At 37.1% G+C, this 23,580-nt stretch carries 28 protein-coding genes; 17 read left to right on the top strand and 11 right to left on the bottom strand.

Annotation, left to right across the window (positions count from 1 at the left end; translation table 11 throughout):
- Positions 1-49 precede the first annotated feature (49 nt).
- From J2Y40_RS00140 to J2Y40_RS00095, 10 genes are all read right to left on the bottom strand, one after another.
- Positions 50-1,471, bottom strand: coding sequence for an HD domain-containing protein (locus tag J2Y40_RS00140; RefSeq protein WP_309995606.1), 1,422 nt, complete (start codon positions 1,469-1,471; stop codon positions 50-52).
- 46 nt (positions 1,472-1,517) lie between these two features.
- Positions 1,518-1,862, bottom strand: a complete 345-nt coding sequence (locus J2Y40_RS00135) for a nuclear transport factor 2 family protein (protein WP_309995605.1) — start codon at positions 1,860-1,862, stop codon at positions 1,518-1,520.
- Positions 1,863-1,967: 105 nt separating this feature from the next.
- Positions 1,968-2,516, bottom strand: coding sequence for an L-threonylcarbamoyladenylate synthase (locus J2Y40_RS00130; protein ID WP_153394737.1), 549 nt, complete (start codon positions 2,514-2,516; stop codon positions 1,968-1,970).
- Positions 2,517-2,870: 354 nt separating this feature from the next.
- A complete protein-coding gene (locus tag J2Y40_RS00125; protein ID WP_153394738.1) occupies positions 2,871-3,377 on the bottom strand; it encodes a DinB family protein in 507 nt (168 codons plus the stop codon).
- 75 nt (positions 3,378-3,452) lie between these two features.
- A complete protein-coding gene (locus J2Y40_RS00120) occupies positions 3,453-3,911 on the bottom strand; it encodes a GNAT family N-acetyltransferase (RefSeq protein WP_309995599.1) in 459 nt (152 codons plus the stop codon).
- 74 nt (positions 3,912-3,985) lie between these two features.
- On the bottom strand, positions 3,986-5,125 hold the full coding sequence (locus tag J2Y40_RS00115; protein WP_153394740.1) for a cystathionine gamma-synthase: 1,140 nt from the start codon (positions 5,123-5,125) through the stop codon (positions 3,986-3,988).
- A gap of 114 nt (positions 5,126-5,239) precedes the next feature.
- Complete coding sequence (gldC, locus tag J2Y40_RS00110) at positions 5,240-5,566, bottom strand: gliding motility protein GldC (protein WP_153394741.1); 327 nt, start codon at positions 5,564-5,566, stop codon at positions 5,240-5,242.
- Between the two features lie 25 nt (positions 5,567-5,591).
- Positions 5,592-7,793 (bottom strand): thioredoxin-like domain-containing protein, encoded by a 2,202-nt coding sequence (locus tag J2Y40_RS00105; RefSeq protein WP_309995593.1) that lies wholly within the window; start codon positions 7,791-7,793, stop codon positions 5,592-5,594.
- 6 nt (positions 7,794-7,799) lie between these two features.
- Positions 7,800-8,702 (bottom strand): ABC transporter ATP-binding protein, encoded by a 903-nt coding sequence (locus tag J2Y40_RS00100; protein WP_153394743.1) that lies wholly within the window; start codon positions 8,700-8,702, stop codon positions 7,800-7,802.
- 134 nt (positions 8,703-8,836) lie between these two features.
- Positions 8,837-9,814 (bottom strand): gliding motility protein GldB, encoded by a 978-nt coding sequence (locus J2Y40_RS00095; protein ID WP_153394745.1) that lies wholly within the window; start codon positions 9,812-9,814, stop codon positions 8,837-8,839.
- A gap of 55 nt (positions 9,815-9,869) precedes the next feature.
- Here J2Y40_RS00095 and J2Y40_RS00090 point away from each other — a divergent pair, with 55 nt between their 5' ends.
- The 7 genes from J2Y40_RS00090 (at position 9,870) to J2Y40_RS00060 (ending at position 13,881) form a co-directional block, all read left to right on the top strand.
- Positions 9,870-10,508, top strand: coding sequence for a leucine-rich repeat domain-containing protein (locus tag J2Y40_RS00090; RefSeq protein WP_309995588.1), 639 nt, complete (start codon positions 9,870-9,872; stop codon positions 10,506-10,508).
- Between the two features lie 10 nt (positions 10,509-10,518).
- A complete protein-coding gene (locus tag J2Y40_RS00085; RefSeq protein ID WP_153394749.1) occupies positions 10,519-11,043 on the top strand; it encodes a GNAT family N-acetyltransferase in 525 nt (174 codons plus the stop codon).
- Positions 11,044-11,580 (top strand): GNAT family N-acetyltransferase, encoded by a 537-nt coding sequence (locus tag J2Y40_RS00080; protein ID WP_185152046.1) that lies wholly within the window; start codon positions 11,044-11,046, stop codon positions 11,578-11,580.
- 12 nt (positions 11,581-11,592) lie between these two features.
- Complete coding sequence (gene nadE / locus J2Y40_RS00075; RefSeq protein ID WP_153394753.1) at positions 11,593-12,387, top strand: NAD(+) synthase; 795 nt, start codon at positions 11,593-11,595, stop codon at positions 12,385-12,387.
- An 84-nt stretch (positions 12,388-12,471) separates the two neighbouring features.
- A complete protein-coding gene (locus J2Y40_RS00070; RefSeq protein ID WP_309995583.1) occupies positions 12,472-12,978 on the top strand; it encodes a ribonuclease domain-containing protein in 507 nt (168 codons plus the stop codon).
- Between the two features lie 82 nt (positions 12,979-13,060).
- Entirely contained in the window at positions 13,061-13,582 is a 522-nt protein-coding gene (locus J2Y40_RS00065) for a matrixin family metalloprotease (protein WP_153394755.1), read from the top strand.
- Complete coding sequence (locus J2Y40_RS00060; protein WP_153394768.1) at positions 13,579-13,881, top strand: barstar family protein; 303 nt, start codon at positions 13,579-13,581, stop codon at positions 13,879-13,881. The genes J2Y40_RS00065 and J2Y40_RS00060 overlap by 4 nt, the downstream gene beginning before the upstream one ends.
- 486 nt (positions 13,882-14,367) lie before the next feature.
- On the opposite strand, the gene pafA is transcribed toward J2Y40_RS00060, so the two are convergent.
- Positions 14,368-16,011, bottom strand: coding sequence for an alkaline phosphatase PafA (pafA, locus tag J2Y40_RS00055; RefSeq protein WP_153394769.1), 1,644 nt, complete (start codon positions 16,009-16,011; stop codon positions 14,368-14,370).
- 96 nt (positions 16,012-16,107) lie between these two features.
- Between pafA and J2Y40_RS00050 the strand changes: the two genes are divergently transcribed.
- From J2Y40_RS00050 to J2Y40_RS00005, 10 genes are all read left to right on the top strand, one after another.
- The gene (locus J2Y40_RS00050; protein WP_185151958.1) at positions 16,108-16,893 is read left to right on the top strand and encodes a DUF6896 domain-containing protein; all 786 of its coding nucleotides are present in this window, start codon (positions 16,108-16,110) and stop codon (positions 16,891-16,893) included.
- A gap of 44 nt (positions 16,894-16,937) precedes the next feature.
- Positions 16,938-17,330, top strand: coding sequence for a VOC family protein (locus J2Y40_RS00045; RefSeq protein WP_153394770.1), 393 nt, complete (start codon positions 16,938-16,940; stop codon positions 17,328-17,330).
- Between the two features lie 7 nt (positions 17,331-17,337).
- The gene (locus tag J2Y40_RS00040) at positions 17,338-17,871 is read left to right on the top strand and encodes a GNAT family N-acetyltransferase (protein WP_153394771.1); all 534 of its coding nucleotides are present in this window, start codon (positions 17,338-17,340) and stop codon (positions 17,869-17,871) included.
- Between the two features lie 154 nt (positions 17,872-18,025).
- Positions 18,026-18,271 carry a hypothetical protein gene (locus J2Y40_RS00035; RefSeq protein ID WP_153394773.1) on the top strand — a complete coding sequence of 82 codons (246 nt, stop codon included), beginning with the start codon at positions 18,026-18,028 and terminating at the stop codon, positions 18,269-18,271.
- Positions 18,272-18,463: 192 nt separating this feature from the next.
- Positions 18,464-19,060 (top strand): hypothetical protein, encoded by a 597-nt coding sequence (locus J2Y40_RS00030; protein WP_153394775.1) that lies wholly within the window; start codon positions 18,464-18,466, stop codon positions 19,058-19,060.
- 1 nt (position 19,061) lies between these two features.
- Positions 19,062-19,310 (top strand): redox-active disulfide protein 2, encoded by a 249-nt coding sequence (locus J2Y40_RS00025; protein ID WP_153394777.1) that lies wholly within the window; start codon positions 19,062-19,064, stop codon positions 19,308-19,310.
- 134 nt (positions 19,311-19,444) lie between these two features.
- A complete protein-coding gene (locus J2Y40_RS00020; RefSeq protein WP_153394779.1) occupies positions 19,445-19,705 on the top strand; it encodes a hypothetical protein in 261 nt (86 codons plus the stop codon).
- A 21-nt stretch (positions 19,706-19,726) separates the two neighbouring features.
- Entirely contained in the window at positions 19,727-20,449 is a 723-nt protein-coding gene (locus J2Y40_RS00015; protein WP_153394781.1) for a DUF1963 domain-containing protein, read from the top strand.
- Positions 20,450-20,737: 288 nt separating this feature from the next.
- Positions 20,738-21,655, top strand: coding sequence for an alpha/beta fold hydrolase (locus J2Y40_RS00010; RefSeq protein ID WP_185151959.1), 918 nt, complete (start codon positions 20,738-20,740; stop codon positions 21,653-21,655).
- A gap of 87 nt (positions 21,656-21,742) precedes the next feature.
- Positions 21,743-23,464, top strand: a complete 1,722-nt coding sequence (locus J2Y40_RS00005; protein ID WP_153394784.1) for a S41 family peptidase — start codon at positions 21,743-21,745, stop codon at positions 23,462-23,464.
- Positions 23,465-23,580 lie beyond the last annotated feature (116 nt).

The following is a 23,580-nucleotide window of genomic DNA, read 5'->3' as shown; positions in this document are numbered from 1 at the left end:
TTTTCAATCTATAATTGATAAAAAATTAAGATTTTTTAAGAATTTATTTTCAATTGATCTGAAGTCCCAGTTTTTCAGCTTCAGCGATGACAAATTTTTCAGCTTCTTCCTTGTCGTTCAGAATTTCACCTTCCAGAATAGCTTCTTTTACTTTTTCTTTAAGAATACCAATTTCGCGGCCGGGTTTAAGATTAAACATTTTCATAATCTCTTCTCCGGTAATCGGCGGCTGGAAGTTTCTTACCTGATCTTTTTCTTCCACTTCTTTGATCTTAACTGCTACATATTCAAAGTTTCTCTTGAATCTCTCCTGCTTTTTAGAATTCTTGGTGGTGATATCAGCTTTGCAAAGTGTGAAAAGGTCTTCCAGATTTTCTCCGGCATCAAACAACAGCCTTCTTAATGCAGAATCCGAAGCATCATCCGTGATTAATGCAATAGGGCGGGACGAAAGCTTAACCATTTTCTGAACATATTTCATATCACTTCCTAATGGCAGCTTCAGTCTTTGAAAAAGAGTTTTCACCATTTTCGAGCCTAAAAATTCATGTCCGTGAAAGGTCCAGCCTGTTCCTTCTACAAATTTCTTAGTGGGCGCTTTTCCTACATCATGCAGAAGCGCCGACCAGCGTAACCAGAGATTATCCGTATTTTCAGAGATATTGTCTACCACTTCCAGGGTATGGTAAAAATTGTCTTTGTGGGTCTGCCCCTCAACTTCTTCCACTCCTTTCAGTTCGATAAGTTCGGGAATAATGAGCTTTAAAAGGCCTGTCTGCTCCATTAATCTTAATCCTACAGACGGTTTTTGAGACATCATGATCTTATTGAATTCCACCATAACCCTCTCCATAGAAACAATTTTGATCCTTTCGGCTTCCTGCTTTATCGCTTCTAAAGAATTTCCTTCAATTTTGAAATTAAGGGTGGAAGCAAAACGTACTGCTCTCATCATTCTTAAAGGATCGTCTGAGTAAGTCTGTGCAGGTTCCAAAGGTGTTCTCAAGGTTTCTCTTTCCAGATCACCAATTCCATCAAAAGGATCTACCAATTCACCAAAACTATCCTTGTTTAAAGAAATCGCCATGGCATTGATGGTAAAGTCCCTTCTCTTTTGGTCATCTTCAAGGGTACCTCCTTCTACTTCCGGTTTGCGGCTGTTTTCGGTGTAGCTTTCTTTCCGGGCTCCTACAAATTCCAGTTCAAGATCCTTGTATTTGATCATGGCTGTTCCATAGGTTTTGAAAACAGAAACTTTTAATTTAGGATCCAGATCCTGAGCAACCGTCTGAGCCAGCTCAATACCGCTCTGCTCTGTTACAAAATCAATATCGGTAGATGCTTTTCTTTTCATTAAAAGATCACGGACATATCCCCCAACGATGTACACCGACTGGTTATTTTTTTCCGCAGCATCAGAAATTATTTTAAATAATTTTAAATTTTTATTTTGAGTAAGATTAATTTTCATCGTTTATATAATAGATCATCTGTGTCCTAACCCAACTTTCGTTCTGTTAGTCATAATGAGCATACATTTTGTTAATTTTTCCTTCTTCATTAAAAAACATGACCTCAACTGCATGTTTATCCATAATAGATTTATAGAACAATGCTACTGAATTGACACCCGCCGTAGGCTGTATTAGCTCAAAATGAAGATCCGGAAATTTATCCAGTGCCTTTTTCCAGTATTCACGGACTGCTTCTTTTCCTTTGAGTGTACTTTCTTTTCCTCCTGTAGCCATAGCAATCATTGGTGTACTGATTTCGATGTCTTCAGAATAATGAGACAATATATCATCCAGATCGTGAGAATTCCAGGCACTGATCCATTCTTTAGCAAATTTTTGGTGGTTCATTGCGTAACTTTTATCAGTTGAAGTTTTGCAAAGATAGAATTAAAAAAAGAAATCCTGCCAATCCGGATTGGCAAGACTTTAAAACTCTTATTGTTTTGTGCGGGTTTATTCGCGTAACACTTTTATCCTGTTATCGCTCCAGATCTTGATGACAGAAGATCCCGAGTATTTTGAAACTTTCTCACGATCCTCTTCCACTGCATAATCCACCATACTGATAATCTCCGGTGAAATATCTGAAAATTTCAAAGGGCTCTTATCTCCACTGAAATTAGCCGAAGTAGACACCAAAGGTTTATTCAGTTTTGTAATCAGTTTTTTACAGAAGTCATTTTTTACCAGCCTGATTCCGATACTACCATCCTCCGCGAGTAATTCTTTCGGCAGTCCCCTTGGCTTTTCATAAACAATGGTTACCGGCTTTTCACTCAGGTCAATAATTTCCCAGGCCATTTCCGGAACATCCACTAGGTCCTGAAGCCTCTTTTCGGATTCCACCAGAATAATCATGGATTTGTTTTTCTCCCGTTTCTTAATATCAAAAATTTTGTTAACCGCCTCTATATTGGTAGCATCACAGCCAATCCCCCAAATAGTATCGGTAGGATAAAGAATGGTTCCGCCGGATTTTAATACGTCTATAATATGTTCCATAATTCTGTAAAATTCAAACTGATGATAAAGGTAGAGAATCTGGTGGTTTCGGGCCAAATTTAATTTGGGAAATTGGTTGGATGGGTGTTTTTTATTTATTTTTTTATTTAAGCAGGCTGAAGCCCGTTTCTATTGAATAAGGAAGTCATTTTACAAATCTAATTTTTATTATTTGTTTTAACCTATTTCATTTATTCTGTTAAAAATAAAACAAATTAAAGCCATTCTATTGGATGCATATATTTACGTGGTATCCTTTAATCTAATTTAATTATTCTTGTTGATATTCAAAAAAAATAAAACGGGCTTCAGCCCGTTTCAAATTGATTTATTATTTACCGTTTATTTTAATCTCTATTTCAATCCCGGTAAATATCTTTCCTTAATAATCTTCAGGTGATGGTAGTTGTGTCCGACAACCAGTTTTCCGATTGTTTCTACGGAAATTTCGTTTCCGTTGGCAATACCTGTATTGTTTAAAACAGATGGTTCGAAGGTTTCCATCATGATCTGTGAGGATTTCCTTACCAATTTATATTCTTCCATTAGAGATTCCAGAGTTCTTTTATCCGCGTAAGAATTACCAGCATACAATTCTTCATCAAAACCCGGAAGTGATGCTTTTTCTCCTCTTGCAAAAGCTAACATTCTGTATTGAAATACTCTTTCGCAATCTGATAAGTGCAGTAAGAGTTCTTTTAAAGACCATTTTCCTTCGGCATAGGCAAAATGGGATTGCTCTTCAGTAAGGTCTGAATATAATGCAATGGTTTCTTCTCCTGATTTTTTTAATTCTTCCAGCCAGTCTCCCGCAGGAATCTGATCTAAATATCGTTGAATGTATTTTTGAAAATCTGTCATATTTTGCTTTTGATTTTTATATAAAAAGTGTTTTGAAATTGAGTTACAAATTAATAAGCATACAATTATTACTCATTACCTATTCCTCATGGTATTGGTCCATTCGTAGAAATTTACAGAATCATATCGTTCAAAACCGCACGACGGATAAAGCCGGTTTCCTACATCGTTTGACTTTCCGGTTTCAAGGAGCATACCACAGGCATTTGATGATCTGCAAAGATCTTTGGCGACTTCTATCAATTCTTTGGAATAGCCTTTTCCTCTATGGTTTTCATTTACATAAAGATCGTTCAGCAACCAGTAACGCTGCATTCTTGTCGATGAAAATATAGGATACAACTGAACAAATCCGGTTAATATTCCATTATCTACGACTACAAAAATTTCAGAATCTTCGTTTTGAATTCTTTCTTTCAGGAAGTTTTCAGCGGCAGGAATATCAGATTCTTTATGATAAAAAATCCTGTACTGGTCAAATAGTGCTGACAACTGTTCAAGATCTTCAAGGGTAGCTTTTCTTGTATTTTTCATATTTATTCTGTGATGGTGTTTAATAGCAAAAAGAGAGTTTCAGCGAACTGATCCTCTCTTTTTTGATATCTATTTTAAGAAAAAGCTTTTTCTAAATCTGCAATCAGATCTTCTGCATCTTCAATTCCTACGCTTAAACGAACAAGGTCATCTGTGATTCCCAATTCTGCACGTTTTTCAGCTGGAATGGAAGCGTGTGTCATCAAAGCAGGGTGGTTCGCAAGAGACTCTACTCCTCCTAAAGACTCTGCCAGTGTAAACACTCTTACTTTTTCAAGGAATTTAATGGCATCTTCTTTTTTACCTGATTTAAATGTAAAAGAAACCATCCCTCCGGATTCTTTCATCTGGGATTTTGCCAGTTCATACTGAGGGTGAGATTCCAATCCCGGATAAATTACTTTATCTACTGCAGGATGGGTTTCCAGATATTTCGCTACAGCAAGTCCGTTATCAGAATGTCTCTGCATTCTTAATGCCAGTGTTTTGATTCCTCTTAAAACCAGATAAGAGTCGTGAGGTCCTAAAATACCACCGCTTGCAAACTGAATGAAGTGAAGTTTTTCTCCCAGTTCAGCATCTTTGGCAATAAGTGCTCCGGCGATTACATCCGAATGTCCACCCAGATATTTTGTAGCGGAATGCATGACGATATCTGCTCCTAAATCAATCGGTCTCTGAATGTAAGGAGTAGCAAAAGTATTGTCAACGGCAACCAGAATGTCTTTTCCTTTTGCCATGTCAACAACCGCTTTAATATCTACTAGCTTCATCAGCGGATTGGTAGGTGTTTCCACCCAGATCAGTTTTGTTTTATCGGTAATGACATCAGCAATTTTAGAAACATCATCAAAATTCACAAACGTAAATTTCAGTTGGTATTTCTCAAAAAGTCTGGTAAACATTCTGTAAGTACCTCCGTAAAGGTCGTCTACAGCAATCACCTCATCACCGGGGTTTAACAGTTTCAGAACACAATCAATAGCTGCAAGACCAGAACCGAAAGCAAGACCTCTCGCTCCGTTTTCAATGCTTGCCAGAGAGTCTTCCAAAGCCTGTCTTGTAGGGTTGGCAGCTCTTGAATATTCGTATCCGGAATGTACTCCCGGGCTTTTCTGTGCAAATGTAGAGGTTAAAAATACAGGTACATTAACAGAACCTGTAGCAGACTCATGATGCTGCCCTCCGTGAATTACTTTTGTATTAAAGTTCATATGTATATAATTTGAAAATCTGAAAATGAGTTAATTTGAAATAAAGCAGATACTGATCAGCATTTTAAATAATCAATTTATTCTATCGTAAAATTAACTCGTTTTCAAATTGTTTTACATTTTGATAGCTGATTTTACTGCGAATTCTTCTGCGATCTGCTCTATCCATTGGGCAACATCTTCTTCACCAGTTGCTCTCTGATAGGTATTTCCTAAAGAAACTAAGATCTGGTGAATAAACATCTTCATCTGGTCTACCGGCATTTCTTTAGTCCAAAGATCGATTCTTAACGCTTCCATTGCTTTATCATCCCATACAGAGATCATGGTAGCCTTAGTTTCTTCCTTTTCCACACCTCCATCCTGAGCGTTCCATGTAATATTTTCAGGAATGTGGTTTTCATCCAGCTCTACATCTATCGTAATCTGAGTTTTTCTCATATCAATCTAAAATTTTTCTGCAAAGTTAATACTTCTTTAGCTTATCTAAAATTTCTACGAAATTATCTTCATCAGGAAAAGGTGTATTAAAATTAAAAATCTTTCCTTCCGGATCTACAATAATAAACCTTGGAATAGACTGAATTTTATATTGACCCATAAATTTTTCAGCATTGGTAAGCCAGAACTGCGGGTTATTGGATTTTTTGGTTTTAAGGTAATTCACCCATTTCGATTTGTCCTCATCAAGACTAATGGAAATAAACTGGATGTTGTCAGCATATCTGTACTGATGGCTTCTGGTTTCAAACACCGGACGGATCTGCTTACACGGCCCGCACCATGTAGCCCAAAAATCAATCACCACATACTTTCCTTTATATTTTGAAAGATTCTGGGTTTTCCCTTTATCGTTTTCAAGAACAAGATCAGGAAATATGGCGCCTTTCTGCGACCTGTTAATTCCGTCAAGTTTTGAATAAAGCATCTGCTTATAATCCGTATTCTGTATTTTATTGATCTCAGCAGCAAAAAGTTTATTTCTTGCCAGGCTGTCAGACTGAAGTTCAATATTTTTTGAAAGATGTTTTGATAAAAGCTGATCTTTTGAAATTCCTGCAGGAAGCCGGTCTATTTTGACAAAAAGAATACTGTCCGCATTGGAAGCCTGATCAGCATCGGTAAGCATCATATCCAGCTTATACTGAAGATAATTATCGTTTTTGCTTAAAAGCGGGCTTGGCTTCTGAATATTATTATTCAGTTCATCAAGGAAAGGTTTCGGAGGGGCAAATTTAGGATCATTCCATGAAGTCATTTTTCTGTAATTATTGATTTCATTGAGGTATTCAATGGCCATCAGCTGTTTTCTGTAGGTTTTATAATCATCCGAAAGGGCATTATTTTCCGGGTCTGCAAAAACATCCAGAATTCTTTTGTTTTCCTTCCAGTCGGATTCTGCCAGTTCATAAAACTTCTCAGGATCATTATTATAATTCTGCTTTTCCAGTGAATATCCAAATTCATACCCGAAAGAATTCTCTGTATTCTGATACTTCTGATCTGCTTTTCTGTTGGAATTAACGTAGGACACCATTTTGGTACTGTTAAGTCTGATATCAAAATCAAACCAGTCTCCGCTGCCCATGAAAATATTGGTCTTTTTATTTCCTATTTCCAGAATATATTCGCCTAATGGAAGCTCTTGTGAAGTAGTCCAGCTGAAGGTATTATTCTTCACTGCCGCAGCCCCTATCTTTTTATGGAAATCTTTAGAATAGATACGTACAGAATCGATCTTCAGATCAGTCTGCAGTTTTCCATTGATCACCACTCCTTTATCACTCCTTTGATAGGCTCTTGGTTTCTGGAAAGCATACAGAAATCCTCCTGTAATAATCAGAAATACAGATGAAACAATAATCTGTTTTTTATTTCTAAGAAAGGCATTTTTGAATCCTTTCTTGCTGTACCAGAAGTACCCCAATGTAAGGAAGACCACCATCCAGAAAAGGCTAAGATATTCCGAATAGGAAATAAAACTGTTCAGTTCTCTCACTTCCACAGATTTTGAGAAGATATACAAAGAACTGTAAGGATTAAAGAAAAAAGACTGTTTCTGTATCAATGAAGCGATGTTCGAAGCCAGTCCCAGACAACCGATCAGAAACGACCAGATAAACCCCGGAAATACCACCGAAACACAAAGCTGTAATGCTGCAATCCCTAAAACAGTTATGAAAACCCTGATGATAGTCTTAATCATCCATACCCAATCCAGACTCAACAGTTTTGCAGGATTCGGGTGAATATAGTAATCTATGGTTGACATGATGATGCTGAAACCAAAATAAGAGAGAATACAGATGAGACTCATCAGAATCAACACGATATATTTGGCAAAATAAAGCTGAAATCTGCTTACCGGTTGGGTTTCCATCAGCTGCCAGCCATTGTTTTTATGATCAGTCTGGGCAATTCTATTGGCGGCAATGATCACAAATACAAGCAATATAAAAAAGGTAAAAGATTTAATGGCATCTCCGGTGATAGCGTCTTCAAAAACAGAATACGGAAGCTCTCCTTCCACCACAAATTCTGATTCAAAAAATCCTGGAATGAATCCCAGTAAAGGAATCAGACCTCCTAAGATGATGGCAATATAAGTAAGTCCCAGTCCTTTTGTTTTCAGCCATTCGATATTGATCGCGGTTATTAATTTTTTCATCTGTTATTAGTTTTTAGTTATTTCCATGAACCAGTCCTCAAGGCCTGCACTGTTTTTAATTTCAAAAATTTCAGCATTTTTCTGCACCAGCATTCTGACAAGAGCAGCAATGTCTTCTTTTGATCCGGCTGTGATTTCTATGGTATTTTCATCAATTTTCTGAGGTGAATAATTTTCCGGAATTTCACTGATGAACTGTGATGCATGATTCAGCCCTATTCTGATATGATCGTAGCGGTAAAGTTCATTCAGATCTTTAATGCTGCCTGTGAAGCGTATTTCGCCATGTGAAATAATCGCAAGATGGGTGATCATTTTTTCAATTTCCTGAAGCAGGTGGCTTGAAATAAAAATGGTTACGCCTTCTTCCCTGTTCAGTTTGATCAGAAGTTCCCGCATTTCCAGCATTCCATTTGGATCAAGTCCGTTTACCGGTTCATCAAGGATGAGAAGTTCGGGTTTCCCCAGGAGGGTCATGGCGATAGAAAGTCTTTGTTTCATTCCCAGAGAATACCGTTTCATTTTCATGTTCCGGCTGTCCCAGAGGTCTACAAGGCGTAGAACTCTTTCACATTCTGCTTCCGGCAGTTCTCTTAATCTGGAGATCACAAGAAGGTTTTCCCATCCCGAAAGATGGTCATAAAAGGCTGCCGTGTCAATCAGACTCCCTATTTTATTGAATCCATCAGGATAAAGGTCTGATAATTTCTGATCAAAGATTCTGATCGCTCCGTTTTCATCAGGAATGCTGCCGATCAGCATTTTCATAGTGGTGGATTTACCGGCTCCGTTGGCTCCTAAAAAGCCAAAAATGCTTCCTTTCGGAACCGAAAGGTTAATATTTTTAAGCACCGGTTTGTTTTTAGAGAATTCAAAACTCAGATTTTGAATCTGTATCATGTTGTCCATGGGTGTATTTCGTTTGTAACAAAAATACAATTAAAACGGTATTATGCAATACAAAGTAGTATGTTTTTTAAAATTTAAATATGAAAAAGCCTCCAGAATAGTTCTGAAGGCTTCTGATTTTTATTGTGATTACTTTATTTAGGCTTATATCCTGATTCGTTAAATATTTTGGTAGCATCAAGCTTTAGGAAATCAGCAAGTTTAGTTTCAGGTTTCTGTTTAAAGTAGGATTTACAGATCTGCCATCCGGTAAATATTCCGATCTGTGGCGAAGAAACATTATCAATCTCTGTATAAAATTTCGAGAACGGGCCCGGTGTAATAAAACGTTCAACTAATCTCGGATCATCACCAAAGATCAGATTTCCTTCCACGAAATAATTCCAGATATTGGCTTCATTGGCTACTGCCCACTCGTATTGTTTCTGGGTGTAATTCATTTTCAGATAATCAGGAGTATCTGGAAGAAAAGCGTCCTGAATCATCATTATTTTACCGTTCAGGATCACCTGATCAATGAATTTCTGGTGATCAGGAGATTCTGTCACAATATTTTCAGCAAAGATCTGTGAAACTTTAGGAACAATATTCTGCGGGTTCATCGATTTCTGAAAATACAATTCCAATCCTTTATAATTTGGATTTCCATCGCCCATGAAGCCTGTAATATCAATGAACAGCTGATTTCCTTTTGTATCATAAATAATAGGATCCTGAACCATCTGCAGAGCGGATGAAAACAGATATACTTTAGGACTTTTGAACTGCGGGAAATAATATTTGATATGGGAAAACAAATCCTGAAGCTCTTTCTGAAGCTTAGCCTGATCTATTTTTCCAGCAGCTTCTTTATAGATCTTTATTTCCTCTGCATCGGCTCTTCTCTTCTCAAAATCAGCATCGGAAACAGTCCCCTGGAACCATGGAAATTTGGTTTTAAACTGGTCCAACGGAATTTTTACATCATAAAATTCTTTGGAAATATCTGTGATGTCTACTTTCTCAGCAGTTTCTTTTATTTCTACCTTCCACAGATCTCCGGATTCTTTTTTGCAGGAATCCAATGACAGAATTAAAATAGAAGAAAGCGCAATAAATCTGAAAATCTTCATTATTTTTACATGAAATTTAAGGACACAAAAATAAGGATTAAAAAGACAATTGGTGATGAATTTTAAAATATTTGCAACCCTCGGCCTGATTATTTCAGGATTTTCTTTTTATAACAGCCAAAAACTGCATTGTAAGGATCCCAATCTGGAAAAAGCAGTGCTGGAAAATTTTGATCTGAATAAAAACGGAAGTCTGGAACAGCCTGAAGCCAACCAAATCGTCAATCTGTTTCTGGCTCAGAAGAATATCACCTCAACCGATGACCTGGCTCTTTTTAAGAATGCTAAAATGATTGTTCTTGACGATAATGCAATTCCTGCCATTTCTATAAGCGGAATGGAGCATCTTGAGCTGTTTTCATGTACGGGATGCAAAGTATCATTATTCAAAGCTGAAAATCTTAAAAAACTAACCGCCTTATACCTTGACAACAATCTTCTGGAGAATATTTCGTTAAAAGAAACCCCGAAAATTGATCAATTAACTTTATCTTTAAATCAGCTAAAAACAATAGATATAACACCCCTCAGAAATCTGAGAAAACTGAACATCGAACACAACAGGATCCAGAAGCTTGATATTTCCGGAAATTCTTTACTGCAAACGCTTAACGTAGGAGGAAACGGAATAAAGGAAACGGATATCAGAAAAGGAATTAAAACAGATGTAACCATTTTCGGAACTGAGGAATAAACAAAATACCATGAAAATAGAAACCCAACGATTGATCTTAAGGCCACTGGAAGAGACTGATGCAGAACGAATGTTTCTGCTTGATTCCAGCCCGGAAGTCATGAAATATATCGGTGTACCGGTACTTACAGAAGTGAGCGAAACCATAGACGTTATCAGATTCATCAGAAATCAATATACTGAGAACGGCACCGGACGGCTGGCTGTGATTGAAAAAAAATCCGGACTTCTGATTGGATGGAGCGGTCTTAAACTGCTGACCGAACCTATCAACGGTTACAGCAATGTTCTGGATCTCGGTTATCGTTTTCTTCCTGAAACATGGGGAAAAGGCTATGCCGTAGAAGCTGCAAAGGCATCTCTGGATCTGGGATTTAATGAAATGAATGCTGAGATTATCTACGCTCATGCCCATTCAGGAAATGAAGCTTCCAATCACATTCTGAAAAAATTAGGCTTTGAAAAAACAGGAGAATTCACAGAACCTGATGGAGTCTGTAACTGGTATGAATTAAAACGCGAAAAATATATTTAAATCATGTTAACCATAAGACAGGAAGAGGAAAAAGACTATAGGAAAGTGTTTGAACTTACGGAAGAAGCTTTCCGCACGATGGAACAAAGTGATCATCAGGAGCACTTTCTTGTTGAACGATTAAGGAAATCTGATGCCTTTATCCCGGAACTTTCCCTGGTTGCAGAAAATGAAAACGGAGTGATTGCCGGGCATATCTTATTCACCAAAATCAAAATAGAAAATAATACAGGGTCCTTTGATTCACTGGCGCTGGCACCTGTTTCGGTAAAGCCTGAATTCCAGAACCAGGGTATTGGAGGGCAGCTTATTCTTTTTGGCCACCTTATTGCCAAAGAACTGGGGCATCAATCTGTTATCCTCATCGGACATGAAGATTATTATCCTAGGTTTGGTTACGAAAAAACCAGTAATTTTGGAATTTCTTTTCCGTTTGATATTCCTGAAGAAAATGGCATGGCCATAGAACTGATAGAAGACGGATTAAAAAATGTAACAGGTGTAGTAAAATACCCTAAAGAATTTGGAATAGACTAAAAAAATAAATTAATGCAGACACAAAAAGTAATAGATCATATTGTAGGCTGGCTGAAAGATTATGCCGTAAAAGCAAAAGTAAACGGGTATGTAATAGGAGTTTCAGGTGGTGTGGATTCAGGAGTGGTATCAACGCTGGCAGCCATGACAGGTTTAAAAACCCTTCTGATTGAAATGCCAATACGCCAGAAACCTGATCAGATAGACCGTGCCTGGGAGCATATGAATGATCTGAAATCAAAATTTCCGAATGTAGAGGCCATGTCTGTTAATCTTACACCTGCTTTTGAAGAACTTTATAAAACATTCGATGTAAAAGATGATCTGTATCCGAATGAAAAGCTTGCTTTCGCCAATACAAGATCCCGTCTGAGAATGCTTACCCTGTATTATTACGGACAGCTGAACGGGCTTCTGGTATGCGGAACAGGAAATAAAGTGGAAGATTTCGGAATCGGGTTTTATACCAAATACGGGGACGGCGGTGTAGATGTGTCTCCTATTGCTGATCTTTATAAAACCGAAGTGTATACCCTTGCCAGAGCACTGAACCTAGTTAAAAATATCCAGGAAGCAATTCCTACAGACGGACTTTGGGATGTAGACAGAACAGACGAACAGCAGATTGGTGCTACTTACCCTGAACTGGAAAAAATCCAGAAAGAATATGGAACGAAAACAGCTGACGATTATGAAGGGCGTGACAAGGAAGTGTTCTTAATCTTCGACAGGATGCACAAAGCAGCAAGACATAAAATTGATCCTATTCCGGTGTGTGATATTCCGGAGGAATGGAGAAACAGCTAATTGTATTTACCAATATAACAATGTACCAGTTTACCAATATATTATTACATTGCCAGACTGGTACATTGTTACATTAATCATATTATGAACAGTAAAATAAGATCGGTATTATTCATGTGTCTCGGACTTCTTTTCGGAATGTCTGTGATGTACATTTATAAGAACTTTATTGAAGGCAAGAAAGAGAATAAAACTGAAACGGTAAATTATGGAAGTGCTGCAACAGAAGAGCAATATAATGCAGGAAATTCAACGGAACATGTTTCCATTGACCAGCTTACGGAAGAAAAAACAGTCATCAGCTATGTGAAGCAAAATCACAGGCTGCCGGATTATTATATCACTAAAAATGAAGCCAGACAGCAGGGCTGGAACCCCTCCAAAGGAAATCTCTGCGATGTGCTTCCCGGAAAAGCCATTGGCGGGGACAAGTTTGGTAACCGCGAAAAGAGACTGCCGGAAGGTGAAAAATATTACGAGGCTGATGTGAATTATCATTGTGGGAACCGGAATGCTGACAGGATCATCTTTACAAAAAATGGTGATGTTTATCTCACCAAAAACCATTATAAAAGTTTTGAAAAGCAGTAAGATTTACAGCCTGGGCCTTTTGTTTTTCCTGATATTTTCATGTTCGGAAAAAAACTCCCCAGCACAGACAGATAGATCGCCCATGACTATTCTGATACAGCCTTTCAGAGACATCAGTTCAAAAGAAGTGACCATTGCCGCAGAAGGAATCAGAAAGATCTATCCTAATATCAAGGTTCTGGACCCCATTGATTTTCCTGAAAATGCTTACTATAAAGAAAGAAACCGCTACAGAGCTGACTCTACGATTAAGTTTCTGAATACCCAAACGAAGGAAGGTTTTGTAACAATTGGTTTGACTACCAAAGATATCAGTGCAACCAAAGGAAAAGTAAAAGATTACGGAATTATGGGACTCGGCTACAGACCGGGAAAAGCCTGTATCGCCTCAAAATTCAGACTGAATAAAAAGAATGCAGACGAACAGTTCTTTAAAATAGCCATTCACGAACTCGGCCACACTCAGGGACTGAAGCACTGCCCTGAAAAAACCTGCTTCATGAGAGATGCAAAAGGAGGAAATCCCACAGATGAAGAAACGGATTTCTGCCCATCCTGCAAAACTTTTTTAATCCATAAAAACTGGAAATTCAATTCAATATGAAGACAATATATATAGATTTTACAGACATCGGTGATTATGAGGATTTTTATGCTCAGCTGAAAGAAAAAATCACCCTTCCGGAATATTTTGGAGATAACCTTGATGCTCTTTCTGATGTTATTACCGGAGAACTGGAAATGCCTCTCCACATCGAATTCGTTAATATGACTGTAGATCAGCTTGAGATCTTTGAAGATCTTCTGACTACTTTGGAAGATGCCGAAGATGAGGTAGAGGATTTCAGCTTCACCTATTATCTGGAGCAGTATGAAGATGAGGATACGGAAGATGAAGAATAAATTCAGCAGTATTTAAACTGAAAAAATTATAGTGTCGGTGAGTATTTTACAACAAGGTAAAAGCTTACTGACATTTTTTTGTTTTAAAATATTGAGAAAATTTAGACTTTGGCTAAAGCCAATGGATTGTTTTTATTATTTAGGCGGAATAAATTCTACAGTCTAACATAAAGGTTTTCTTTAAAACTCTTTGGTATTTTTTTTATCTCGCGGATTTTGCAGATTGAGCAGATCTTTTTAATTAACCTAATAAAAATCGTAGATTTTTAAAGAGCTTAAGTGAACTTCTATTTACAAAGTTTTAAACCTAAAATAATTCTTAAGTACTAAATTTCTTTTCCTTTGTGGTTAAAAAAGTTTCCCACAGATCGCTCAGATTTCATGGATTTTTGTAGATATTTTTTATTTCGAAGATAAGGCAGCCCCTTTATTTAACGCATACATTGAAAAAGGCTGTCTCATTTTTGAAACAGCCTCTTCTTTATTTTATTTACTAATAACTTCCGTAATTGGATTTCCTATGTTTCCGCTTGGGAACTGGATCTTCAGTAAAGAAGAAACCGTAGGCGCAATATCCGTCATGTTATATGCTTTATTACTTTCTCCATGTTGGATTCCCCAACCCATAAAGATCAGCGGAATATGGGAATCATAAGAATTCCATACGCTGTGTGTTGTTCCTGTTTTAGAATACGGAGGCAGCATAGAATCACGGGAGATCAGCTGAACATCACCGCTTCTCTGCCTGTTGATTCCGTTGATAATTCTCTGTTTAATCGGCTCCGGGATACTTGACTCCTGAACTTCTTCTACAGAAACGGCATATAAAACACTTGGGTCTTTCTGGATTTCTTTGATCGCGAAATCTCTTACATCATCCAGCTCCAGCTTATTATCACTCAACAATTTTCTGTCGAAATAAACCTGGTAGTTATCTACAGCATTGATCAGTTTATCTACTCCGAATTTATCCTTCAGCTTTTGGTTCACATCCTTCTCCATTCCTTCCCCGAAGAAACCTGTCGGGATTTTATGTTCTTTCAGGAATCCTACTGAATGTGCTCCACCATGGTCTGCAGAAAGGAAAACGGTATATTCGCCCTTCCCTACTTTTGAATCCAGGTAATTGAAGAACTGTGCCAGATCCTGATCCAGTCTTAAATAAACATCTTCTACTTCAATAGAGTTTGGCCCGAATTTGTGCCCCGCATAATCTGTAGAAGCAAGATTCACCGTCAGGAAATCCGTGATATTGTCAGCACCCAGCTTTTCTCCTTCCACAGAAGCTTCAGCAAGCTTCAGGGTTAGTGTATTTCCAAATGGTGTATACCGGATATTATCTTTTTTAGTTTCATAATCTTTGGCAAGATTAGTGTACGGGAAAACAGGTGTTTTTGAGCTTCCCAGAAGTCCTTCCCAGGAAGAATTATCCGGTGAACTTTCTGTATACTGATTAATCGGAAGCAGTGTATTCCAACCATTTGCTACAAGTTTTGCAGGTAAATTCTGTGCGTTGAAAGACTTCAGCCATTGAGGCAGATCATTCATATACCATGTACTGGTTATAAAGTTCCCGGTACTGTCATCAAACCAGAAAGCTCCGTTCGGAGTGTGGCCTGCGGGCAGAATGGAAGCTCGGTCTTTCAGTGAAACACCGATTACTTTTCCCTGAAAGTTGGTTGCCAGCCTTAATTCATCCGTTACCGTAGTAGACCAAAGATTTTTGGGTGAATGACTTCCTATTCTTGTATTGGTTGTTCCCACCGGTTGAACGCTGTCATCTGCAGTACAATATACTCCTTTTCCGGTTTCCTTATCTGTCCAGTCATTTCCTGCAATACCGTGGATGGCCGGAACAGAACCGGTAAAAATACAGGTATGCCCTAAAGCAGTAATGGTTGGAACATAGTTGATATGAACATTATTTAATGAATATCCTGTATTCAACAGCCTTTTAAAGCCGTCTTTTCCGTATTTACTGTAATAGCGGTAAAGATAGTCCCATCGCATCTGGTCTACCACCATTCCTACTACTAATTTGGGTCTTGGTACCTGAGAATTGTTCTTCTGAGCATTGATTGTAATTACGGACAAAAAAGCTGCCGCCGCAATTGAAATTTTCCTAAACATCCGGTAAAATTTTTATTGAGCACAAATTTACAGGTTTTGAAAGTTTTGGAGTGTGAAATTTTATTTAAATTTGACCTCATCACCGAATTAAATACTTTGGAAAGGACAATTCATATAATATCCGCTGCAGCGCCAGACCAACTTCCTGGTCTTGATGAGATTTCCAATATTCCCCGGCAGAGAAAACTTAAAATAGTTTTTGAAGAATCCGTTCGCCATTTAAGAAAAAGCTATGGTGAAGATTTAGAGAAATTACTCCCCGATTTTCAGATAGCCATCCATAATACAGAACATGAAATAAATATATGTAAACTTATTACCTATGAAGAAATTGAAAAAAATCAACTATTCTTCCTGCAATGTGCCAAGGATTACAGAAGTCTCGGGACAGCATTAATCACCCGGCTTATAGAAACAAAGAGAATAACATTAAATACTGATTTCCCTTTTCTTAGCCTGAATAAATTTAAAAACATCCGGAGAAACTATTCCGGAAAAGTTGATGATTGGGATTATTTTTTTCACGGCTATCACTGTGGTTTTCAACATAAAAAAACAAAGCAGAAAATAGAAGTTCCTTATATGTTTGGAATGGAATTCGGAGACTTGGATCCTTATTTTTTTAGCATTTTTATTAAATCAACTCCCGAATATCAACCTTTACCTATAGAGATTTTTGATGACTTTGATGATGGGAAAAAGATTCTTGATGTCATGCTCAGTCTGGGGTATCTTGAGAAAATCCATTCCAATATTGAACACTATTCCGGAACTGTAGTAAAAGATCGGGATAAGGTTGATATTAAAGTTTTCAATCCTGAGACAGATCTGGTAAAATCTCAATCAAAGTTATCAGGATTATTCAGTTTTTTAAAGTTTTAATCAGATGAATAATTTCCATATCATTAACAAAAATCATCCTCAATATGATCCAATTTAAATACGTTATTTTATACGTGGAAGACGTTGAAAAATCAATGAATTTCTACAAAGACACCTTTGATACTGAAATAAAATTCATCACCCCGGAAAAAGATTACGGAGAACTGATTACCGGAACGACTAGTCTTTCCTTTGCTTCTGTTGCACTGGCCGGATCTAATATTAAGCAAGGATTTTTAACTTCCAGAGCTTCAGAAAAACCTTTCGGAATTGAACTGGGATTTGTAACCGATGATGTGGATTCTCTTGTAAAAAAGGCTATAGATAACGGTGCCATACTTTATGAAGATGTTACTGTAAAACCTTGGGGACAGACCACTGCTTACATCAAAGATCCGGATCATTATCTGGTGGAAATCTGCACAGAAATTCAATAACAAGAGTATGGAAATAAAAAGACTGGAACAACTGACTGACAATCCAACATTAGACTGGGGACATAATGGTTATACCACAGATAAAATTCTTTCCGTTTCTTCCATTGAACATGCTGGTTCTTTTGAATTTATTTTGAAAGAAAAAACAATTCCCTATACCAAAATCTGGGAAACCAGCTCCGGTGATATAGAAGAGCTTAACGAAATTATTGAAAAAGGACATTCTTTCGGAGCTTATACAGATGGAAAATTAACAGGCTGGATTATTGGCGAACACAGAATCTGGAACAACAGTTTTTACATCGAAAATATTCTGGTTAGTGAAAAGCACAGAAGATCCGGAACCGGAATCTTGCTGATTAAAAACATTGTTAAGGAAGCCCGAAACCTCAACTGCAGAATTATTGAACTGGAAACCCAGAATACCAATTATGCTGCTATCCAGTTTTACAGAAGACTGGGCTTCAGCATTACAGGACTGAATACCAGGCTGTATGAAAATACGGATGAAACTGCTGTATTTATGACCCTCGATTTATAATAAAGCCCTATTCTGAAAAATAATAAGAAGAACAGACATGAATTAAAATCCACTGTATCAAAATTTAATGATCACATTCTATTAAATCCCACACATGTGTATTAAATATTTTTTTTGTATATTAGTAATCAGCAAACTAAAAATATTAATGACCATGAAAAATCGAAAAAAATTAACAAGAAAGCAACTGGAATTCATTAAAGGAGGCGATAATCCGTATGCATTTTGTGATATAAACGGTGAATGTCCGCCTACAGCAGGAATTTATTATTGCAGTGATGGTGTTTGCTACAGCTTTAATCCGGGCAGCAATCCTGGAGGGGGCGGTGGCGGAGGTGGCTGCAGTGAGCCTCAACGCCTGTGTATGCCATGGGAAACAGGCTGTGGATGTGTATATTAATATATAAAGTATTGTTAGATAAATACAAGGGGGCGGTTTTTACCGCTCTTTTTTGTTTACCATCAATAAAAAATGCATCTTTGGAAAAGTAAAAAACTAACTTCATGAAATTTATTTCCTTTTTTATCACTATAAACAAATTATCTTTTAGCTTTAGAGAAGGGCAGAGTAATCAATACATCTATTAACAGCATGAGATATTTAGAAAAAATTCAGGGCCTTCTTCCCCTTGGTTATTTATATCTGATCGTACTGGGTCTTTTAAAGGAAAGCGTAATGTTTTACCAGCTGGATATTAATATTCTGAAATATTCATCGCTCACAGATATTCTGATAAGTCCTGTAGCCGATATGGTGACCAATCCTATTCTGATTGTGATGATCCTTCTGATGATCCTTCTTTTCTTTGGCTTTCAGGTTCTTCTGATTAAAAACAGCCACAAAAACTGGGTCCAGAAATTATTGAAAGGTTACAGGATCAATGTAGATCCGGAGAAAAAAGAGCTCAGAAAAGCTATGATCCCTGCATTTGTATTACTTGTAGCTCTGGAACTGCTTTCATTATTTGTAGGCCTGGGAATTGGTGGTGGAAACCGTATCAAAAAAAGGCTGGACACCCAGAATCTGCGCTATAATTATAAATTAACCACCGGTTCGGATGCTCCTGCCGAAATTTATATGATTGATATTAACAGCAGCTATTACTTTTACGTTAAAAAAGGAGAAAAGCAGATCAGAATAGCACCGGTTAGCACTATCAATAATCTGGAAATTATTAAGAAAAAATAATATGAAAAATAAACACTTTACCGAATATACGGATGAAGAACTGATCAGTAATGAAAAGAAAATCAAGGTTCTTACCATTATGCTCGCTTCCTCCATGATGGTTTTATTTTTCACCTTTATCGTTCTGGTGATAAAAAAAGGCTTTAATCCGATCATGATTATCCCGATAGGCTTACTTCCTTTGTTGATCGTCAATATCATGAATCTGAAAAATCTGAAAAAGGAGAAAGAAAGACGGGGACTTCATTAGTTTATTGCTTTAGCTTCCTACCAATACCATGAAAAACTCATCTCTATCAAGGCTTTATTTTGTAATTCCGGTAAATATTCTTTATTTTTAGGCTCTTCTGTAAGCTGCTCTGCTATGGAACAAATACAAATTTTATGAAACTGGATGACATTAAGCAGGAAGCTCTTCTGTTCAAAGCACGGAATATATCTGAACTTTCGGATAAAATAAAGGAACTCAAAGATAAAGAAGTATCGTTTTTGGGCTTGGTTTATTTCATTCAGCACAACCAACAGCTTTCACTCTCAGAAGCAAGAAAAAAAACTCTTGAGCTGGATCTCTGGACTGAAAATGAAAAAGCAGAAATAGAGGGTTACCATGATCTGATGATGAGGGAATTTCAGGAAGAAGATTAACCTATAATCAACTACCAAAATATGGATAGACGAATTCAGGAAATAAAAGACAAAATTGAAATACCCGCCACAGAATTTATCACCGGAGGGTTCAGACCGGAAAATACCATAGAAGAATGCTGGATAGGGCGTGTCACCGCTTATGCAGAGCACGAAGAAATTCCTTTAGACCAAAACGGGGATCAGATGATGCCCCTGCTTCAGCTATACCTTCCCGACCAGCCATTCGTTCCTGAACCTATCAGAGATACTAAACTGCTCACGGTCTTTATCACTTATGACTTTCCTGAACCTCTTGAAAAAATGGGCGTTAACTGGATAATCCGGGAATATAAAAATTCAGAGGAATTCGTTATTAAAGATCTTAAAAATCCTGAATCTTACCTGAAACCTTTCCCACTTCGTTCACAACTGGTCCCCAAAGATGCTCCGCTATGGGATGGCGGCGGCCTTGAAGATCTTCCCGATGATATACAGCAGCAAATCATTAACCTCGAAAAAGAAGGTGTTATTGGAAGTTATTTTGATATCATTGAACATTGCTACAGCACAAAATTGGGAGGTTATCCTTCTTTCTGCCAGCCAGGCATCGGAATTAAAGATGGTTTCGGAAAAGGGTTTGAATATGTTTTCCAGATTTCATCAGACGGAAAGGCGGGACTTAATGTCATTGACAGCGGAAGCCTGATGTTTGCAAAAAACAGCAAAACCGGTGAATGGAGTTTGTATTATGATTTTTATTAATCCTCTCTATTAAATCTGTTATTTTAACCTTGGGTTAAGAAAATAAGATAAAAGGCTGGAAAATGAAAGAAAAGAGGCTGGATGTTATTTTTAGTTATATAGGCACTGAAAACTGCTGTAAAATCAAATTAACACTCATATTATGGATGGCCTTCAGAACTTCCCTCTTCCATCTCCCAGCTTCAAACCTGCATCAATCAGATATTCTTATTCCGAATTAAGGTTATTTTATTTTTAAAATCTTCAGCATTTCAGTAATAAATGTCTATTCCAGATTGTTATTACTTTATGAGAACTATTTATTTACTCTTCTTCCTGGTTGCATTTAACACTACAATTCCAGCGCAGAACCGTAGTGCTGAAGGCTTTTTCGAGACCTCAGATCATATCAGGATCAACTATAAAGTTTCCGGAAAAGGGGAAACCTGTATTTATATTCCGGGAGGTCCGGGACAGGGCTACAGCTCTTTTGAGCTTCTGGGCGGAAACAGTCTTGAAAAAAATATGAAAATGGTCTATATGGATCAGCGCGGTTCCGGAAAGTCTGATCCGTCCGGGAATTATCATCTGGATGTTATGGTACAGGATATTGAGGAACTCAGAAAGCATCTGAAACTCGATAAGGTTTACCTTCTTGCCCATTCTTTCGGAGGAATTATCGCAGTTAATTATGCTAAAAAATATCCACAGCATATCAAAGGCCTGATCCTGTCCAATATTACCCTTCATTTTCTCAATGATGAATCTTTAAAAGAACAGATTGAATATGGAAACAGTCTCCTTGGACTGCAGAATACAACAGTTCCGAAAGACAGCCTTTCCTCTGAGCTTTCAAAAATAAGCAGCCAGCTGAGAAAGAAAAGAATCGGATATAAATTCCTCACCGATGATATCGAAACCATCAGACAGACGGACAAAATAGATTCTCTTCATCCCAGGATCATCGATTTTGGAATGGCTGTCATCTCAAAACCCAAAGAATTCCCGGAATATTACTCGGATTATACAATGCTTACCAAAGAGATTACTATTCCTGTACTTGTTATTACCGGAAAAGAGGATAAAGCTGTCGGAACACAGCATTATAAAACCTTTCATTTCCCGAATCAGAAGACGGTTTCCATAAAAGGAGGGCATCTTTTGTATTATGAGAAGAACAGGGAGTTTACGCAAGCCATTTGGAATTTCGTCAACCAGCAGAAATAATATCTTCCGTATGTTTTTATTTTGCGTAATATCTGAAATTCTATTTACAGAAAAAGCTTATCTTTTCCATCTGTAAATTAGTTAGGTATGAAAAAATTCACTATTCTTTTTCTGGTTATTATTCATTCATTAGTTTATGGTCAAAAAGATCAGTATCATTTTTTCTTCAAAACATGGAATTTCTTAAAATATTATCACTCAGACATTGCAGGCGGCAAAATTAATGCAGACAGCTTATTTCTGGCAACCGTTGGAAAAGTGAATTCCCAATCCGATATCAACACCATTATCCATCTTTTATCGGAAAATTTAAATCATACTTTCTCCAAAGTTCCTGTCTCTGACCATGAAAAAAATATATTGTCTGTTAATCAGGATTTTGGATGGTTTCAGAAAAGTAAAAAAATCAGTGCTGAAAACAGATTATTTCTTAACAATGCTTACAGTCGTCGGTTTATCGCTGATCCTTCACAAAAAGAAAAAACAGCTGAAGATAAAAGCACCTACTCATTTGCCAAGGACGAAAACCTTCCTCTTCCTTACCGTTTGCTGATCATGGCTAAGATACAAGGTTCCATTGACTATCTTTATCCGCATAAATATCTGATGCCTAAAAATTCTGAGGTTTATTTTACCAATCTGGTAGATCAGACTGTTCAATGTGCAACGCGAAAAGATTTTGAGATCATTATGGCCCGTGCAGCCGCTAGAATGGAAGACACTCATTCCTTCCAGTTTTATGAGCAGCTGAATTATAAAAATGAAATCTACCACCGTCTATATTATCCTCCTTTTGATTATGCAATTTTTGATGACCATATTCTTGTCACTGATCTTATTTTCCCTGAAGCCTGCTCCATGGCTAATATTCATACTGGCGATAAAATAACAGAAATTAATGGCAAAACCATCCGTCAAATCATTAAAGAAAAACAGGAACTGCTTTCCACATCCAATACAGAAACCCTTTTGTATATGCTATCTGATTATCAAAGAAATCTGATATGGCCGAATGATCATCAACAGAAAGAACTGAGGATCCAATCAAAACAAAAACATAAAACATTTATTTCAAATACTGATTTTATCAATTTCAAAAACAAGGAAGATCTCGCTAAAGCCACAGAATATATAAAAAGAAAAATCCAGACAAAAGACCATTATAAAATCAATCATAAGGATATTGCCTATTTTAAAATCAATGATGTATTCTCTCTTACAAACGACATTCCTGATGATAAGCTTGATGAGCACATGGAAAATATTTTTAAAGAAGCCTCATCCAAAAAAATCATGGTCTTTGATATGAGAGGCTATCCGGACTGGGGTGGATTTGTATTCAATTACGTTTATCAATATTTCTCCCCGATAGAGAACCATTTTGGACTATACTACAAACCCAATATCAACAACATCGGAACATATATTCCCATCAGCTATAAAGAATTTGGTCACTATTACAACGACATTAAAAATAAAACAGTTCATCCTTATCAGGGAAAAGTTTTTCTGATCGTAAATCCTGACACCCTGAGCATGAGTGAATGGAACACGATGAATCTGCAAAATATCTTTCCTCAGGCCATTACCATTGGCCAGAAAACCGCCGGAGCCGATGGAGACATTGTAACAGTACCGCTCTATGCAGGATACAATCTCGTATTTACAGGAAACGGTATATTTTATTATGACCATACCCAGACTCAGAAAGTAGGAATAAAAATCAATGAATTGATTCGGTATACTGATGATGATGTTATTCAGAAACGGGATCTGGAACTGGAAAGAATTTTAAAAGCATTGAAATAATAGTTTTTATAGTTGGGATTCGGGGGGGGGGGGGGGCGCGCCGGCAACCAAAAAATTATTTAAAAAAAAAAAAAAAAAAAAAAAAAAAAAAAAAAAAAAAAAAAAAATAAAAAAAA

It is taken from the genome of Chryseobacterium sp. 2987, assembly GCF_031456375.1.
Lineage (GTDB): Bacteria > Bacteroidota > Bacteroidia > Flavobacteriales > Weeksellaceae > Chryseobacterium > Chryseobacterium vaccae.
The sequence above is the reverse complement of the archived record's forward strand: the minus strand, read 5'-3'. Positions and strand labels throughout refer to the sequence as shown.